14 protein-coding genes, 1 tRNA gene and 1 other RNA gene are annotated in these 17,637 nt (G+C 41.1%); 15 read left to right on the top strand and 1 reads right to left on the bottom strand.

Annotation, left to right across the window (positions count from 1 at the left end; translation table 11 throughout):
- Window positions 1-36 precede the first annotated feature (36 nt).
- The 15 genes from bioD (at window position 37) to recO (ending at window position 16,887) form a co-directional block, all read left to right on the top strand.
- On the top strand, window positions 37-807 hold the full coding sequence (bioD, locus tag JMW61_RS02140) for a dethiobiotin synthase (RefSeq protein WP_201549075.1): 771 nt from the start codon (window positions 37-39) through the stop codon (window positions 805-807).
- Between the two features lie 74 nt (window positions 808-881).
- Window positions 882-1,264, top strand: an RNA gene (rnpB, locus tag JMW61_RS02135) — RNase P RNA component class A.
- A 146-nt stretch (window positions 1,265-1,410) separates the two neighbouring features.
- Window positions 1,411-1,487, top strand: a tRNA-Met gene (locus JMW61_RS02130).
- Window positions 1,488-1,783: 296 nt separating this feature from the next.
- A complete protein-coding gene (locus JMW61_RS02125; protein WP_227687334.1) occupies window positions 1,784-2,539 on the top strand; it encodes an ABC transporter permease in 756 nt (251 codons plus the stop codon).
- A gap of 14 nt (window positions 2,540-2,553) precedes the next feature.
- Window positions 2,554-3,225, top strand: a complete 672-nt coding sequence (locus JMW61_RS02120) for an ABC transporter ATP-binding protein (RefSeq protein WP_201549071.1) — start codon at window positions 2,554-2,556, stop codon at window positions 3,223-3,225.
- On the top strand, window positions 3,194-4,309 hold the full coding sequence (locus tag JMW61_RS02115) for a capsule biosynthesis protein (RefSeq protein WP_201549069.1): 1,116 nt from the start codon (window positions 3,194-3,196) through the stop codon (window positions 4,307-4,309). Before JMW61_RS02120 ends, JMW61_RS02115 begins: the two co-directional genes overlap by 32 nt.
- Window positions 4,310-4,379: 70 nt before the next feature.
- Window positions 4,380-6,119: a polysaccharide biosynthesis/export family protein gene (locus JMW61_RS02110; protein ID WP_201549067.1), complete on the top strand. Its 1,740-nt coding sequence runs from the start codon at window positions 4,380-4,382 to the stop codon at window positions 6,117-6,119.
- Window positions 6,120-6,188: 69 nt separating this feature from the next.
- Window positions 6,189-8,738, top strand: a complete 2,550-nt coding sequence (locus JMW61_RS02105; protein WP_201549059.1) for a capsular polysaccharide biosynthesis protein — start codon at window positions 6,189-6,191, stop codon at window positions 8,736-8,738.
- Window positions 8,739-8,883: 145 nt separating this feature from the next.
- Window positions 8,884-10,128: a capsule biosynthesis protein gene (locus JMW61_RS02100; protein ID WP_201549057.1), complete on the top strand. Its 1,245-nt coding sequence runs from the start codon at window positions 8,884-8,886 to the stop codon at window positions 10,126-10,128.
- A gap of 347 nt (window positions 10,129-10,475) precedes the next feature.
- Window positions 10,476-12,272, top strand: a complete 1,797-nt coding sequence (lepA, locus tag JMW61_RS02095; RefSeq protein ID WP_110921745.1) for a translation elongation factor 4 — start codon at window positions 10,476-10,478, stop codon at window positions 12,270-12,272.
- A 101-nt stretch (window positions 12,273-12,373) separates the two neighbouring features.
- A complete protein-coding gene (gene lepB, locus JMW61_RS02090) occupies window positions 12,374-13,276 on the top strand; it encodes a signal peptidase I (protein WP_201549055.1) in 903 nt (300 codons plus the stop codon).
- Between the two features lie 134 nt (window positions 13,277-13,410).
- Window positions 13,411-13,803 (top strand): DUF4845 domain-containing protein, encoded by a 393-nt coding sequence (locus JMW61_RS02085; RefSeq protein ID WP_110921743.1) that lies wholly within the window; start codon window positions 13,411-13,413, stop codon window positions 13,801-13,803.
- 101 nt (window positions 13,804-13,904) lie between these two features.
- Window positions 13,905-14,702, top strand: a complete 798-nt coding sequence (rnc, locus tag JMW61_RS02080) for a ribonuclease III (protein WP_197215885.1) — start codon at window positions 13,905-13,907, stop codon at window positions 14,700-14,702.
- Between the two features lie 374 nt (window positions 14,703-15,076).
- Window positions 15,077-16,042 (top strand): GTPase Era, encoded by a 966-nt coding sequence (gene era, locus JMW61_RS02075; RefSeq protein ID WP_110922195.1) that lies wholly within the window; start codon window positions 15,077-15,079, stop codon window positions 16,040-16,042.
- Between the two features lie 56 nt (window positions 16,043-16,098).
- On the top strand, window positions 16,099-16,887 hold the full coding sequence (gene recO, locus JMW61_RS02070; RefSeq protein WP_201549053.1) for a DNA repair protein RecO: 789 nt from the start codon (window positions 16,099-16,101) through the stop codon (window positions 16,885-16,887).
- Between the two features lie 25 nt (window positions 16,888-16,912).
- Here recO and JMW61_RS02065 read toward each other — a convergent pair whose 3' ends face one another.
- Entirely contained in the window at window positions 16,913-17,506 is a 594-nt protein-coding gene (locus JMW61_RS02065; protein WP_201549051.1) for a GspH/FimT family pseudopilin, read from the bottom strand.
- Window positions 17,507-17,637 lie beyond the last annotated feature (131 nt).

Raw genomic sequence — 17,637 nt, 5'->3', positions numbered from 1 at the left:
ATTATAGGCCAGTCAATTTCTTTTATAAGGTGTGCTATGAGTGTTTTATTTGTCTCAGGTATCGATACTGATATCGGTAAAACTTATGCCACTGGCATCATTGCCAAATCATTAATGCAGCAGAACGTCAACGTCATCACTCAGAAGCTGGTGCAAACTGGCGTGACAATGAATGCCAATACTGGCGAGATGGGCATTGCTGACGATATCATTACCCATCGTCAACTAATGGATATTCCTCTACAGCCATGTGACCTTGATTTTACCACTTGCGCTCATCGCTATGAAAAGCCTGCATCACCGCACTTAGCCACTCGATTATCAGGGGAAGTGCTAGATCCTGAACTGATTACTAATGCCACCAAACGATTGCAAGCTGAGTACGACTTGGTATTACTAGAAGGCGCGGGTGGATTACTGGTACCAATTACAGAGCATTTATTAATTTTAGATTATATTGCTACTCAAGGTTATCCAATTATTTTGGTCACTTCAGGTCGTTTGGGCAGTATCAATCACACATTACTGAGTTTGGAAGCGATAAAAGCCCGTGGGTTATCTGTACATAGTGTTATCTATAATCATATCCATGACGATGCTGACAATACGGATACCGAGATTGCGAATAGCACTGTGGATTTTTTGCAAAATTATTTAGCTGCGAATTACCCCAAGGCTCATTGGGTACAGATACCAGCTCTAAAAAACCAAATGTCTGTTAATACAGAGATGCTTAATACAGAAATGCTTAATACCAAAACGCTGTCAGAAAATTACTGTTTATCTTTGCCCGAAGGTTTTATTTGAGCTATTTATGCTGATGCTAAAAATAAATCCAAAAGACGTTCGCACTCTGCCATAAGTTTGTTATACTAGCGCGCTTGGTAGACTAGGCAATCGCCGCTGCACACTGGTAACAGACATGCAGGGGAGGAAAGTCCGGGCTACATAGGGCAGCGTGCCAGCTAACGGCTGGGCAGGGTAACTTGACGACCAGTGCAGCAGAGAGTAGACCGCCTTTGACTTATATGAGTATCGCAAGATATTCATGTCATCGGTAAGGGTGAAAGGGTGCGGTAAGAGCGCACCGCGTGGCTGGCAACAGTTCACGGCATGGTAAACTCCACGCGTAGCAAGACCAAATAGGCATCGGCATGGCGCGGCCCGCGTTCGATGCGGGTAGGTTGCTTGAGCGTACGAGCGATTGTACGCCTAGAGGAATGATTGTCCACGACAGAACCCGGCTTATCGGTTTACCAAACCTTTTTTAATGGCCTAACATAGTATTAAAAAATCTCGCTGTTAATTATTAATGACGATATTTTTAATATTAGGTCAAGTTTTTTGGAAAAAGTGCTTATTAGGGGTTGACGATAGTCATCTGCTTAGGCATAATAGCCAACCTAAAATGGCGATGTAGCTCAGCTGGTTAGAGCGCATGACTCATAATCGTGAGGTCAAGAGTTCAAGTCTCTTCATCGCCACCATTTATAGATACTTTATTAGTATCAACTAAAAAACCAATCTATTGAGATTGGTTTTTTTTTGCCTAAAATAAACGGCAGAAGTACGTATTGATGGTTAAGTAAATCGAATGTTTGTCTATCATTACTTACTGATTTCTTACTAAATCATAGGCTTATCTGTTTATACACAGATTAATTGTTGTAACTTATGTCGCGCTTACTTATCATAGGGGCTGTTTTCGGTAAAGTCCTGTAACGCTATGTCTGTACAATTGCCCCCTTATCGTCCTATTAAGCACCGTAGTGGCCTCAAAGTCATGGGTGCTGCGTTCCATGCTTTGCTGATGCGTGAGCTACAAACGCGCTTTGGTGGCTATCGCTTGGGCTATCTATGGGCACCGCTAGAGATAATGTTCCAAGTTGCTATTTATTTAGTAATATTTGGCGCTATTATGACGCGTGTACTGCCAGGAATGGATTACATGCTTTTTTTGGTTGCAGGTCTAGTACCTTTCCGTATGATGAGTACAATGGCAACGCGGTCGTTAGGAGCAGTTGAGGCTAATCAAGGTCTGTTAATGTATCGCTCAGTACGTCACATTGATGTCATCATTGCGCGTTCGTTCTTAGAGTTGATGATTTATTTTTTTACCTTTGTAATATTATTAGTCATACTTGCTTTCATTGGTATTCCTATTAGCCTTGCGCATTTAAATGTTGTGTTGTTTTGCTGGATAACTTTGTTTTTCTTTGGCTTTGGTTTGGCTCTCATAATGATGGTTATTGGTTATTATGGTGGTGAAATCAGTAAGGTTATTGGCTTACTTTTTACTATTTTATATTTCGTATCTGGGATTATGTATTCTATTCATATTATTCCCGAGCCATATTTTAGTTATTTATTATATGTTCCATTTGTTCATAATATTGAGCTAATGAGAAACGCCCTGTCTCCTACTTATCCTGCATATCATATTGATATAGGGTATTTTTTAAAGTGGATGGTAGGCGTTAATTTTTTAGGTTTATTGATGTATAAAGCGGTTGAGAAAGACCTTATCCGATCAAAGTAATAACAGGTAAATGAATGATTGAAATTAGAAACGTCTCTAAGTCATTTATGACCAAACAAGGTCGGCATTATCTATTTAAAGATTTAAATCTGACTATTGGTGATAAACAAAGTGTTGGCTTGCTAGGGCGTAATGGTGCGGGAAAATCAACATTGTTGCGTATCATTTGCGGACTAGATAAGCCGGATCATGGAGAAATTGTCACTGATTCAACGATTTCTTGGCCAGTAGGGGTAGCCGGTGGTTTCCAAGGCAGTTTGACTGGTCGTCAAAATGTACGATTTGTTTGTCGTCTATATTCAAGTGGCCCTTATATTGACGAAAAAATTCGTTTTGTTGAAGAGTTTGCAGACATCGGTAATTATTTTGACATGCCAGTTAAAAGCTATTCGTCAGGAATGAAAGCACGTTTAACGTTTGGTTTAAGTTTGGCTTTTGATTTTGATTATTACATGCTTGATGAGGCAGGTGCCGTTGGTGATGCCGCTTTTCGAAAGCGTAGTGAAGAGATACTAGCTGCGCGCCGTGAACAAGCAGGATTTTTAATAGTGTCGCATAATATTGGTGATATTAAGCGAAACTGCGATATTGGTATTGTGTTAATGGATCAAACAGCACACGTCTTTGATGATACAACAGAAGCGATTGAAGTTTATGAAAAGCATATCCACAAAGCAAAAAAGTAAGGTCATTAGCTTCTCGCTGTTTATTGGCTTGGTGATTCTCCCTTGGGCGTTGGTGATCTTTTATGTCATGACGTTTGCTCATCCCCGATTTATCTCGACCGCTAATGTGGTGGTTAAACAAGTCAGCGATACGAGCGTATCTTCTGCTGGAGGGATCTCAGCCTTGTTAGGTGTGAACAGCACTAGTAAAGAAGACGCGACTTATTTAACAGAGTACATTCTATCTAACGATATGGTGAAACGCCTTGATAAAAAGTTCAAGTTCCGCGAGGCTTATCACGTTGATGGTTCAGATCCTATTAATGAAATAAAACCTGATGCCACGCAAGAAGAGTTGCTTGAGTATTTCAAACAACGGGTTCATATCGATTTAGATGAACAAAGCTACATTCTCTCAGTATCGACAGAAGCGTTCGATGCAAAGTATGCTTTTGAGCTCAATAAGACAATCCTGAGTGAGTCTGAGCAGTTTGTAAACCGCATTTCACAAGAAGTTGCTCGTGATCAATTGGTGTTTGCAGAAACACAATTAGATGAGTCGCAAGATCGTTTAAATGAAACGAAAGAGCAGTTATTAAACTATCAAAATGACAATGAAATTTATGATCCACAAGCCAATGCACAAATCGTTAACCAGCTGATTGGTAGTCTACAAGGGCAGTTGAGTTCATTACGTACAGAAGAGCGTCAATTGCTTAGTTATTTGAACCCAGATGCACCGCAGGTTGTGTCATTAAGAAGTCAGATAAAAGCTGTGACAGAGCAGATTACTCAAGAGCAAACCAAATTAACGTCACCAAATACCACCAAGTTGAACCGTCAAGCCATACAGTTTGAAACTATCAAAGCTGATGTTGAATTTGCGACTGAGCTCTATAAGTTATCGTTATCATCACTTGAAAAAGCGCGTTTAGAAGCCTTCAAAAAGATGAAAAATCTGATTGTGATTTCAACGCCATATGAAGCTGAAGAAGCATTGTATCCACGCCGTGGCTACATTATTTGGACATCACTAGCATTGCTATTGATATTCTATGGTTTCGTGCGCTTGGTAATGGCAGTTGTCCGTGACCATCGTAGCTAGATTTGTTCAAGGAAACTTTGACAAACCAGATATCAATAATGATCGATAGATCAGCAAAGGAATACAACGCATGAATACAAAACCACGTTCTATCGTGATGATGATTAGTTTGGCGATGGCCGCGACGAGCTTGCCAGCCATGGCAGCAGATAGCGCTGCTAATCAGATAGCTGGATCTAGCTTTGGTACAAGTAACAATACTAGCAACGCCTCAACGCAAGCATTCTCTGGTAGCGTCCCAGCTCAGGCAACGATGCAAGAAGCAGTGAATGCAGCGAGTTTGCCCAGTCAGTCGGTTATCAATACCACGCGTCCGTATCAAGATATCAACACTCAAGATATGATGTTTGGTGAGCAGCTGTTTCGCGGTGCATTCTCGACCACTTCTGGCTCTACTTTTAATGACAGCTATGTGATAAACCCCGGTGACAACGTTCAAGTAAGAATGTGGGGCGCCTATCAATATGCAGCTACTACCACGGTTGATCCACAAGGTAATATATTCTTGCCCAATGTTGGTCCAGTACGCATCTCTGGTGTACAAAATGGTAATTTGCAAAACGTGGTCAAAAGCGCTGTCAGTCGTATTTACCGCTCTAACGTCGGTGTCTATGCATCACTAGAGCAGGCACAGCCAGTGAAAGTATTTGTTACTGGTTTTGTCAAACAACCTGGTTATTATGGCGGTTTGGCAGCAGATTCAGTATTGTCTTACTTAGATAGAGCAGGCGGTGTTGATCCGACTCGTGGCAGCTATATTGATATTCAAATAAAGCGTAATGGTCAGATGTTACAGCAAGTCAATTTATATGATTTCCTATTGGCGGGTAAACTACAGTCATTCTCATTTCGAGATGGTGATGTGATAACGGTCTCTCCGCAAAAGAAAACCTTTGAAGTTAGTGGCCAAGTTCAGAACGAATACACTTTTGAGTTTGATGTAAACGATTTGACCGTAGGTGATGTATTACAAGTGGCCAGTCCAGCAGCGAATGCGACCAATGTTAGTATTACTCGAAGTGCAGGCCGTGCGCAGACAGCAGAATATTATTCATTAGCTGATGCTCAAAACGTGCCTGTTTATAATGGGGATCAGATGGTAGTCACGTCAGATCGCTATGCGGGTACCATCGCTGTTCAAGTTAAGGGCGCGCATACGGGGAACGGTGCGATGGTAGTACCTTACGGGGCTCGCCTGAAAGATATTATTCCGCAATTGCAACCCAGTCCACTTGCAAAGCTAACCAACTTGACCATTTATCGCGAATCTGTGGCTGAGCAACAAAAACGTATGATTAATGAGTCGCTTGATCGCTTAGAAGAATTAACACTTGCGACGCAGTCGACGACCCGTGAAGAAGCAGCTCTGCGTCAAGACGATGCTGCTTTGGTGAAAGAGTTTGTGGCTAAAGCTCGTAAAGTACAGACGGATGGTCGAATTGTTGTCGTACCGAACTCATGGCAGGATATCATTCTACAGCAAGGTGATATCATTGAGATTCCTGCGCAAACTTCTATCATTACGGTAAATGGCCAAGTGCGTGCGCAAGGTGCACTGACATTTAATGCCGATTATACAGTGGGCGACTATATCGCTAGCTCCGGTGGTTTTGGTGATAATGCTGATACTAAAGAGATTCTTGTGATTCATCAAAATGGTACAAATGAAGTGGTTAATACTGCGTACCGTATTCAGCAAGGCGATGAAATTATGGTATTGCCAAAAGTCAAAACTAAAAACGTAGAAATTGCCCGTGGTATATCACAAATCCTCTATCAATTGGCCATCGCTGCAAACGTCATATTTTGATCTTTGATTTGAAAGCTCAATGCATTGTTGATGTTTGATAAATAACGCTCAATTAGTAAGGTATGGAATATGGCAGTAAGACAGGCAAATACTGATAACGACAAACCTATGTCTTTGATGTCTGAGTCTGTCATTGCAGCACAACCGTCATTACTATTTACTCAATTAGCTGTTGTGGGAAAAGGTATACGTCATAACAATGTGTTGTTGCCGCACGTGCTACAAGCCGATATTCAGCGATGGTACCCGTGGTCAGGATTGGACTGTCGCTTGGTTGATGATAGTTCATCCTTTTTACCGCTACCGAACATTATAAAACATAAAATTATGCACTCATCAAAACAGCAACCTGATGCATTTATTGGATGGGGTCACAAGAAAAGCTATCAACGAGCCAACAAGGCGGCTACACGGCAGCAGCTTTCAACCCTCAGTATTGAAGATGGTTTTTTACGCTCATTAGATTCGGGTACTAGTAGCCGTCATGGTTTGAGTGTGGTCGTTGATGATATTGGTATCTACTTTGACCTGACACAGCGTTCACGACTTGAGCAGCTGATTATTGAGCGTACTAAAAACGCTACTATCGATAACAGTGGAACACAGGAAGCGCGTGCTCAGCAATTAATGGCACGTATTTGTGATGAAAAAATCAGCAAGTATAACGCAGTCATTGACTGCCCCTCATTGAACTACTTGGTTAGTCAAGAAAATACAAGCACGCTCAAAATACCTCTAAAATCTCATGTTTTATTAATTGATCAAGTAGCTGGTGACGCTTCTGTTAGAGGTGCTGGCGCTAACAAACGTCAATTTAAGCGAATGCTAAAAGTCGCTTGCCGCAATCATCCAGAATCTCATATTTGGATAAAGGCTCATCCCGCATCAAAATCAGGATACCTGACCAGTCTTAGACTACCTAAAAACGTTCGACTATTAACGCAAGCGCTTAACCCAATTGCACTGCTTTTTCAAGTGGAGCATGTCTATACAGTCAGCTCACATATGGGTTTTGAGGCATTGATGTTGGGGAAAAAGGTGCATTGTTTTGGTGTCAACTGGTATAGCGGTTGGGGGCTCACCGACGATAGTGGCGCACCAAAACGTTTGCTTAAAGAAGTTCAGAATCGTCGTGAATTGTCTGCCAGAGCATCAGTGAGTACTAAGAAAACATCAGGCTTGTCACTATTTTCTACAGCGTCTAGTAAGACAGTAAATACAACGCTAGAAACACTGTTTTATAGCGCTTATATTGACTATAGCCATTACGTAGATCCCGCAACCAAAAAGGCTTGCGACATAGATACGGCGATTGAGTGGTTGGTGACCAATCGTCATTGGCAATCACGTTTGGAAGGCGATTTGACAGTATATGAGTTTAGCCGCTGGAAGTTGCCTTTTGTGAGAGATTTTATTAATCTGCCACGTACAACATTATTCGTTAAACCTAAGCCACGCTTAAAGAATTTACTGCATCCAGATCATTTTCGAGTCAACTATCAGCGGCCTTTACTCGTATGGGGTTTAGCCAAACGACAGCAAGTACAACAGAAGCGCCAGAAAAAACTAGTAATGCAGTCTTCTGAAATGCCTTCTATTTACTGTATGGAAGATGGATTTATCCGCTCAAATGGTTTAGGTGCCACGCTACTAGCACCATTGTCGGTGGTAATCGATAAGCAGGGCATCTATTATGATGCGACTCAACCTTCGGATTTAGAAACATTGTTATGCAACTGTGAGGCGCTAAATCCACACCAAAGTACACGAGTAAAACTGCTGCAAGAAAAGCTACGTACTCAGCGCGTGAGTAAATACAATGTGGGTGCTGATGTTAATAGTTCTGATAGCCAGCATAGTTCATGGATGCAGAAAGCAAGATTGTCTAACAAGCGCCGAATTCTCATTATCGGTCAAGTAGAAGATGATCTGTCGGTTCAGTATTGTGGTTCGACCATCAAGACTAATCGTGGCTTGATTGATCGCGTATGCCAAGACAATCCTGATGCTTACCTAATCTATAAGCCGCACCCTGACGTTGAAGCAGGGTTACGAGCAGGCAAAGTAGTGGCAGCAGGTTTACGTCAAGTAAATGCGGTCGCCTATGATACGGCCATGCCTGACTGCTTAGAATGTGTCGATGAAGTGCACACTATCAGCTCGTTGACGGGTTTTGAGGCATTGTTACGTGGTTTACAGGTTATCTGTTATGGTTTGCCATTTTATGCAGGATGGGGGTTAACGGCCGATATTGACGCACAGTTGTCACCCAAATCTGAATACTTGGATAGACGCAAAAGAGACACAGTGTTGACGCTTGAGCAATTACTGTATGGCGTGCTCATTCGATATCCACTCTATCGTTTACCAAATGGCTATGGGCTTGCGCAAGTAGAGCAAGTTATTGATTATCTGTATCCACCTATAAACGAATATATGCTTGAAGGTAATGGTAACAAAGAATCTCAAACTAAAATGTTTAACAATACACATCGTTCGATGCAGACCTCTAATTCAGCAGTATCTACTTTGACTACACAAATTAAGCGTCATGCCGCCACACGTTTTATGCAGCAGCGTCATCGATTTCAGCAGCTCGTGCGTAAAGTATCCCGTTGATAGGCTTCAGCATCGTCGCATAATTCCACTGCGACAAGCAGATTTTTTTTCGGTATAATATTTTTTATTCTACGTGTCTTCACACGGTTTAACGACCACTCTCGTTTTTATTTATGACCCTTTCACTTAATGGTAGCCCAATACTATGGCAGCTTCGATGTCTCACTTGCTTACTCATCGACACGTCTTGCTGTTACAAGGGAAGATGGGCGGATTTTTTAATCGCTTTTCGACATTTTTACAAACCCAAAATATCAAAGTTAGCAAAATCAACTTTAATGCAGGTGATGCTTTTTTCTATCATCATGATAATACCTATGAATATACGGGAACATTAGCGCATTTCTCTTCTTGGTTGCAGGCATTCATTAAAGAAAATGCCATTGATGCGATTGTTTGTTTCGGTGATTGTCGCCCACATCATACGCAAGCTGCCTGTATCAGTGAGCAATTAGAAACCTCATTCTTCGTATTTGAAGAAGGGTATTTACGTCCTGACTATATCACCTTGCAAGAACACGGGATTAATGGCTATTCGCGTTTAAATATAGAAGACATCAAAGCACTTAAAAAGGCCAATGATCAGCCGCTATATACACACAATCGTTTTTATCGGTTGAGTATCGCTGCTATTGTTTATTATATTATTGCCTGGATGTACAAAGGACGTTATCCACACTATTCGCATTACCGTGGTATGACAGCATGGCAAGAAGCGATTGCTTGGCTGAGAGCTCCATGGCGCAAATTGCGAGATTATGTACCTGATAAACAGCTGCAGAATAGATTGACTAAGAACGAAAGTAATAATTACTTCTTGATTAGTTTGCAAGTGCATAATGACTCACAGATTACGCATCATAGTGATTATCGAGATGTTGTACAGTTCATTGATGAGTCTATTGCAAGTTTTGCCACTTATGCCGATAAGAAACAGTTGCTGGTACTTAAACATCATCCGTTAGATCGTGGTCATCGAGACTATCGTGAGTTAGTATCTAGCTTGGCAGTGCGCTATGAGGTGGCTGACCGTATTTTTTATGGTTGCGATATGCACTTGCCAACTTTAATGAAACATAGTATTGGTATGTTGACTATCAATAGCACTACGGGTTTGCAATCGGTATATCATAAAAAACCAACCAAGATCATGGGTCGTGCGATTTATAACACGCCTAAGCTAACCGATCAAAAACCACTTAACGATTTTTGGCAACAGCCTAAAAGTCCAGACAATGAGTTTTATCTAAGATTTCGTGAATATTTAATAGAGCAAACTCAGTTGAATGGTGCTTTTTATGGTAAGTCATTGTGGATGTATAAATATTTGGGTCAAGCAGGAAGTAAGTCTGTAGAGAAGAATTACCCTAAATCCAATAGATCTCAGTAGCCTTTACTTTCGATTTATCTTAAGTCGTTTTGATGAATTATTAGCACCACAGAAGACAATAAAGTCCTAATAAGCATCATACTTTCTCTCTGTATGGTTATCAGCTCGTAACTTCACTTGTAAATCATCTCTCTGCTCACAAAATCGCCTTACTTTGTAGTGGAAAACTGCTAGAATACTCTTTTACATCTGCACGTAAGTAATAGCCTATTTGGCTATTGATTTGAGATAGCAGTTTTAGTGTATAAGCTATTTTCAGCAATACACAGTTATTGTATCGCTTGCGTCTGACAGCATTTATTCTTTTAGTTTCATTATTCTATCACCCTTAATTTAGTAGGCGCTTTGTGACTGCATTAGCCAATATTCGTAACTTTTCAATCATTGCCCACATTGATCATGGCAAGTCGACACTTGCTGATCGTTTTATTCAGATGTGCGGTGCCTTGCAAGATCGCGAGATGCAGGCGCAAGTACTTGACTCCATGGATATTGAGCGTGAGCGCGGTATCACTATTAAGGCGCAGTCGGTAACTTTATTTTACGATCATCCTAATGGTGAGCGTTATCAGCTCAACTTTATCGATACACCAGGACACGTCGACTTTTCTTATGAAGTGTCGCGTTCATTGGCGGCTTGCGAAGGTGCGCTTTTGGTTGTTGATGCCGCGCAAGGCGTCGAAGCGCAATCAGTAGCTAACTGCTATACGGCAGTTGATCAAGGCCTAGAAGTCATGGCTGTACTGAATAAAATTGATTTGCCACAAGTTGAGCCTGAACGCGTTATTCAAGAAATTGAAGATATCATTGGTATTGATGCGGTTGATGCACCTCGAGTATCAGCCAAGTCAGGTTTAGGCGTTGATAAACTACTAGAAGCATTGGTTGCGTTTATTCCAGCACCGACTGGTGACCGTGAAGCACCGCTACAAGCCTTAATCATTGATTCGTGGTTTGATAATTATTTGGGTGTAGTGTCATTGGTCCGTGTGCGCGAAGGAACTATACGCAAAGGTGATAAGCTTTATATTAAATCAACTCAAGAGGCGCATTTAGTGGGCTCTATTGGTGTGTTTACGCCAAAGCCTGTAGATACGGGTATTCTCGAAGCGGGTGAAGTTGGTTTCATTATTGCTGGTATTAAAGACATTGCCGGCGCGCCTGTTGGTGATACGATTACCCACGCCAAAACGCCTGATGTCGACCGTATTCCGGGTTTTAAGCAAGTAACTCCGCAAGTCTATGCAGGTATGTTCCCTGTAGAGTCTACTGACTTCGAAAAATTCCGTGAAGCCTTACAAAAACTGCAGATCAATGATGCGTCACTATTTTTTGAGCCAGATACTTCAGATGCGCTTGGTTTCGGTTTCCGCTGTGGCTTCTTGGGTATGCTGCACATGGAGATTATCCAAGAGCGTCTAGAGCGTGAATACGATTTGGATTTGATTACTACAGCTCCCTCAGTTATCTATGAAATTGAGAAAAAGAATGGCGATGTTATTTATGTAGATAACCCATCACATCTACCTGAGCCAAACAACATCGAAGAGTTTCGTGAGCCAATTGCTCGTTGTCAGATTCTAGTACCGCAAGAGTACTTAGGTAACGTGATGACTCTGTGTATTGAACGTCGTGGCGTTCAGGTTGATATGCGCTTTATGGGTCGACAAGTACAGCTAATATTTGACATTCCAATGGGCGAGGTCGTCATGGATTTCTTTGATCGCCTGAAGTCGGTCTCTCGTGGTTTTGCATCGCTCGATTATAACTTTGAGCGTTATCAAGCCGATAAACTGGTGAGAGTCGATGTGCTAATCAATGGCGATAAAGTCGATGCCTTAGCGATGATTGTGCACGAAACCCAATCACGTTATCGTGGTAATGCACTAGTCACTAAGATGAAAGAGTTGATTCCACGTCAGATGTTTGATGTGGCCATTCAAGCCGCTATTGGTAGTCAAATAATCGGCCGTAGTACGGTTAAAGCCATGCGTAAAGATGTACTAGCAAAATGTTATGGTGGCGATGTTTCGCGTAAGAAAAAGCTATTGTCTAAACAGAAAGCTGGTAAAAAACGCATGAAGCAAGTAGGTAATGTGGAAATTCCACAGGAAGCCTTCTTGGCTGTATTGCAAGTAGAGTAAGTATTGAATATTCATTGTTAGTATAAAACTGACAGTGATTAGTACAATTAATTGATAAATAGCAACCGTTAAAGCAGCAGCTCGTTAATAGGCAAACTAGTATGGATTTTGATTTTAATTTAATTTTAGTGCCATTAACCGTCGTTTTGGGTATAGTTTGGCTATTAGACAAATTGGCACTCAAACAACGTAAAACTCGTGGGCGTGGTCAAGAAGGCTTACTAGTACGCTGGGCTTATGATTTTTTCCCTGTATTGGCAGTGGTATTGATTGTGCGCTCATTCTTGATTGAGCCCTTCAATATTCCATCATCTTCTATGGTGCCGACGCTTTATACGGGCGATTTTATTGCTGTAAACAAGTATTCTTATGGCGTAAGACTACCGCTAACTTATAATAAAATATTGGATACCGGCTCGCCTGAGCATGGTGATGTTGCTGTATTTCGTTACCCTGAAAATCCTAGTATTTATTATATTAAGCGTGTGATTGGGTTGCCTGGTGATACTGTCAGCTACGATCAAGGTGTACTTGCGATTAACGATGTTCCGATTGATACTCAGCCAGTAGATTTTTCGGCAAGTGCTGAATTGACGTCACAACTTTATCTGCCGGGACAAATTGCTCCAGGACAAGAGCTGACCGAGGAAAGTGCAGTTGCGATGGGTCAGCAAGAAGAAGGTGAGGCGCAGTACTTTGAAGAGACGCCAGGTGAGAACAAGCATCTTGTTCGCTACTTGACTGGTATGAACAGTGCTCAGTACGCACCCTTTCTACAGCAGCAGTCACCAGAAGTGGTTAGCTCAGAAGGGACGGAATGGCGTATCAATGTGCCAGAAGGTCATTATTTTGTCATGGGTGATAACCGTGACCGTAGTGCGGATGGTCGGTTTTGGGGATTTGTACCTGATGAGAACTTAGCGGGCAAAGCAGTTTATATTTGGATGCATAAGCCACCAGGACTTAACTTACCAACTTTCCAACGCAATGGTGCTATTAATTAAGATGGTAAGAAACTCTATTGGTTGATTTTTCGATAATAGTTTTGTGCTAATATTGTTGCTATCTAATTAACGGATACCTAATATTTAGGTATTTACTACAATAGCAAGTTATCGATAGATAGAGGAATACAATAATGCAGCAATTATCTGGATTGGCCACGCAGCGAGGCGCTAGTGTGACAAGCATCGTGTTCATCATTATGGTGTTAGGCATTGCTGCTAAATTGACCGTTGCTATCGTGCCAGCTCAGATTGGTGATTATCAATTGACCAAAACCTTAAGTGCACAGCTCCTAGAGTCAAATAATAACAATGAAACTGCTAAACAGTTTGTTGAACGCGTTAATAGACAGTTATCTATTAATGCTGACTATAACACTACCGCAGAAGAGGTTTTTACTTTTACTGATAAAAAAACCGGTCAGTTAGCCATCTACAAGCAATATGCAATAACCAATAATTTCTTTAGCAATATTGATATCGTCAATCGTTTTGAAGGTGATATTGATATGGCAGCAGCAGAGTAATTGAAAGAGGTGTTAATATCCTCTTAAATTTTCCTTATAACCTTAGTCGATAGATATTATGACTAAATTCGTAAAACAGAAGGGATAACCACAAGCCACGCATGAAACCAACTTCGCAGCATTCCCAAGCGGTTCCTACTCCTCAACAAAATAGCACGTCTGTCGACACGCTTGTTGTTAGCTCAGAATTCATTCAGCGGCTAGCGGTATTAACGCGTAAGTTGGGCTATGTGTTCAACGACTTGAGCCTTCCGAAACTTGCATTGACGCATCGCTCGTTTGATAGCAAGAAAAACTATGAGCGTTTAGAGTTTTTAGGTGATGCCTTACTAGGTATGATTGTCGGTGAGGCTTTATATCATCGCTATCCTAGCCAAAATGAAGGTCGATTAACTCGTATGCGTGCAACGTTAGTACGCCAAGAGTCACTGGTCATCATTGCGCAAAACTTAGAGCTCTCTAATCACCTTATACTAGGAGTGGGCGAGAGGAAAGGCGGTGGTCGAAATCGTGCTTCTATATTGGCAGATGCAGTAGAGTCTTTGATAGGGGCTATATATTTAGACAGTCAAGATATGGATATTACGCGAGATTGTGTGCTCTCTTGGTACGGAGATTTGATTGATAACGTCAATGATCGCAAAGCATTAAAAGATGCAAAAAGTCGTCTACAAGAGTGGCTTCAATCTAAGCAGTTTGACTTGCCACATTACGAGCTAATGGAAACACGTGGTAATGCACCGTATCAAATATTTGTTGTACGTTGCCACGTTAATATCAATAATTGCCCTGATATTACTGAATCTGGTGAGAGCCGCCGTATCGCTGAGCAAAAAGCAGCAGAGCTTATGATCAACCAGTTGCATAAACTTCCAGGCTCAGTTAAAAAGCGTACATAACTAAATAACTAACTAACATTTAGCGATTTACTACCAACGCAATTTTAAACTGACGACCCATATTAAGTGACGTTTGAAAAACTGCTGATTTGCTTTCTTTCAAACGTCACATACTTTCAAACCTCAAATACTTCCCAACCGACAACGGTTTCACTTTTTTAGTGTTGATAAAACCAATTCATCATTAAGTACCGTTTGACTGGTTATAAAACCTACAGGATTACCCTATGAGCAATCATACTGATTTGCCCTCAAATAATGAAGATAACGCCGAAAATATGACTGAAAAAAAAGATATCAACTTAAGCCAAGATAATACTGATATAACGAACGACGGTATCGATCACTCAGAAGATATTACGTCAGAAAACGATATGGCGATTGAAGAGTTCTTTTCGCCTAGCAGCCATAAAGGTATGGCTGATAACTTTAAAACTGGCTATGTTGCTATTGTGGGACGTCCAAATGTCGGTAAATCGACACTAATGAATCACTTGTTAGGTCAAAAGCTGTCTATCACATCACGTAAACCGCAAACGACTCGTCATCGTATTCACGGCATTCTGTCAAATCATGAGATGCAGGCCGTATTTGTAGATACACCAGGTATTCATCGTAATGAAGTGCGTGCTATCAATGAGCGTATGAACAAAGCCGCCGTATCTGCATTAGTAGATGTTGATTTGGTACTATTCGTTGTTGATTCAGACCAGTGGCGTGACGATGACTTGTTGACCTTGCAGAAGCTCGGTGAGACTGATTTAACTGTAGTATTGGTCATTAATAAATCAGATACCTTAAAAGATAAAGGCAGTGTATTGCCACTTATCGAGACTTTTAATGCCAGTTTTGATTTTGCTGACATTGTGCCTGTATCTGCTCTAAAAAATCAGAATCTAGACCGCTTAGAAGAAGTGATTGCGTCACATCTACCAGTCGCGGCACCTATTTATGATACTGAACAAATTACCGATCGATCAGAGCGTTTTTTAGCCAGTGAGATTATCCGCGAAAAAATCATGCGTAGTTCGGGCGACGAAGTACCATATGATTTAACGGTACAGATTGATGCATTTAAAGATGAGCCTGCACATACTGATCCAAAAACAGGTCGTCCACGTAAAGCTTGTACTTTTATCGATGCGACTATTTATGTCGAGCGTAGTGGTCAAAAAGCGATTGTCATTGGTGACAAAGGACAACGTATCAAGCAAGTCGGTATGGATGCTCGTAAAGATATGGAACAGCTTTTCGATAAAAAAATCATGCTCACATTATGGGTGAAAGTGAAGCGTGGTTGGTCTGATGATGAACGTGCATTAACCAGTTTGGGATATTAATTAGACATTAGCACTATAAAGGTTTCTGTATGTGTTAGATGCTGAGGTAATAAAAAATGCGTAACGAAGCACTAGTTGGTTACTTATTACATCAGCGTCCCTATCAGGAAAAGCGCGCTTTATACTATTTGTTTTCTCAGCAGCATGGTGTGATACATGGTATTGGGAAAAAAGGCGCGCCATTATTTATGCCGTTACAACTCTTTGCTACCGGCAAGCGTGACTTAAAGACGTTCAGTCAAATCAATATCACATCACAAATTACCACTTCAAGAAGTATAGAAGATAAGGGTAATATCGCTGCTACCCTAGAGTCAGTCCCTTATGGAAATATCACTGGCCAGCAGCAATACTCTGCACTGTACCTAAATGAAATATTGTGGCGGTTGTTACCTACTGAAGATCCTATGCCTATATTGTGGCAGCATTATCAAGACAGTCTACATCAGCTTAGACAGCCTTTAAATACCGATGAATTGCGATTGTGTCTGCGCCAATTTGAGTCTCACTTATTTAATGAGTTGGGTTTTAGCTTAACTTTAACCCACGATAGTGTCCAAGATATTATCGAACCCGATTGTTCTTATTGCTTTTTACCTGATGTGGGGTTTATGCCTGTCTTACAGAATGAGTCACAGTCTGAACATTTAGAAAGTACCTTAGAAAGCACCACTATGAAAACTGTATTTATGGGTGCTGAATTGATAAAAATGGCAGAGTTGGGTATTACTAAAGCGACTCTGAGTCATTGGTCAAAACTATATCGACACCTCATCGATCACTTGCTCGATTATCAACCGTTGCAGAGTCGTTTGTTATGGCAGCAGCATCGACGTTATCAGTAATCACTAAAAAATATCGTATATCGCCCTAATTATTACATTCGGTAGGATGGTCTTCATTGAATTTTTGGGTAATACGGCCTGTCTGGCTAAATGATATCAAGTACATCGCGTCATTATAGTCAACGGTTGGACAGTATTTGATATGCCCAAAGTGCCCTCGAGGCATACCACTATCACCCCAAAATTTGGTGTAATGACGTCTGGCGCCAACTCGTAAGCTTAGCGTGCTATATTTAAGATTCAATGCATGCTGAGCGATTAAGAAATCGACTTGAGTATCGAAGTGCTTGTTGTCATTTTTGTCTACAAATAGCAAAAGTGTCTTGTCGCTATTTCTATGGCAGCGACCTCCATTATCAGACAGACAAACGATCACATTCTGTCTTCTAACGTAACTCTCAGCCTTCGCTAGGGTCAGCGAGCTTTCTAACTGACTTCTAATACGCTTGGCTTCCATATGTGCTAATTGTGTTTGTATGAATGGCACGGCAATCGCCACCAGAATTCCTAAAATAACGATAGTAAAAATAAGCTCGACAAGCGTAAAACCTTGTCTATCTTTAAATCTGTTTGTCTTTATTGTGACTTTATCAAACGTAGATTTGTCAGAAAACGACATGTAAAGTTGCATTACGAAAAAGGTAAATCTCTTATGGACGTGCTTATACTGAATCAATATCAATAAAAGTGACAAAAATGCAAATAGCTTTCTATAACTTGATAATATTCTATATAGCAGTGTCATAAGGT

Origin of the sequence: Psychrobacter fjordensis (genome assembly GCF_904845995.1) — a bacterium.
In the GTDB taxonomy this organism is placed as follows: Bacteria; Pseudomonadota; Gammaproteobacteria; order Pseudomonadales; family Moraxellaceae; genus Psychrobacter; species Psychrobacter fjordensis.
Note: the sequence above shows the minus strand (reverse complement) of the source record. Positions and strands in the feature narration are given on the sequence as shown.

Bases quoted from the DNA above. Each gene is read 5' to 3' on its own strand.
- bioD (WP_201549075.1), top strand. From the start codon at position 37: ATGAGTGTTTTATTTGTCTCAGGTATCGATACTGATATCGGTAAAACT.
- JMW61_RS02125 (WP_227687334.1), top strand. From the start codon at position 1,784: ATGGGTGCTGCGTTCCATGCTTTGCTGATGCGTGAGCTACAAACGCGC.
- JMW61_RS02120 (WP_201549071.1), top strand. From the start codon at position 2,554: ATGATTGAAATTAGAAACGTCTCTAAGTCATTTATGACCAAACAAGGT.
- JMW61_RS02115 (WP_201549069.1), top strand. From the start codon at position 3,194: ATGAAAAGCATATCCACAAAGCAAAAAAGTAAGGTCATTAGCTTCTCG.
- JMW61_RS02110 (WP_201549067.1), top strand. From the start codon at position 4,380: ATGAATACAAAACCACGTTCTATCGTGATGATGATTAGTTTGGCGATG.
- JMW61_RS02105 (WP_201549059.1), top strand. From the start codon at position 6,189: ATGGCAGTAAGACAGGCAAATACTGATAACGACAAACCTATGTCTTTG.
- JMW61_RS02100 (WP_201549057.1), top strand. From the start codon at position 8,884: ATGGCAGCTTCGATGTCTCACTTGCTTACTCATCGACACGTCTTGCTG.
- lepB (WP_201549055.1), top strand. From the start codon at position 12,374: ATGGATTTTGATTTTAATTTAATTTTAGTGCCATTAACCGTCGTTTTG.
- JMW61_RS02085 (WP_110921743.1), top strand. From the start codon at position 13,411: ATGCAGCAATTATCTGGATTGGCCACGCAGCGAGGCGCTAGTGTGACA.
- rnc (WP_197215885.1), top strand. From the start codon at position 13,905: ATGAAACCAACTTCGCAGCATTCCCAAGCGGTTCCTACTCCTCAACAA.
- era (WP_110922195.1), top strand. From the start codon at position 15,077: ATGGCGATTGAAGAGTTCTTTTCGCCTAGCAGCCATAAAGGTATGGCT.
- recO (WP_201549053.1), top strand. From the start codon at position 16,099: ATGCGTAACGAAGCACTAGTTGGTTACTTATTACATCAGCGTCCCTAT.
- JMW61_RS02065 (WP_201549051.1), bottom strand. From the start codon at position 17,506: ATGTCGTTTTCTGACAAATCTACGTTTGATAAAGTCACAATAAAGACA.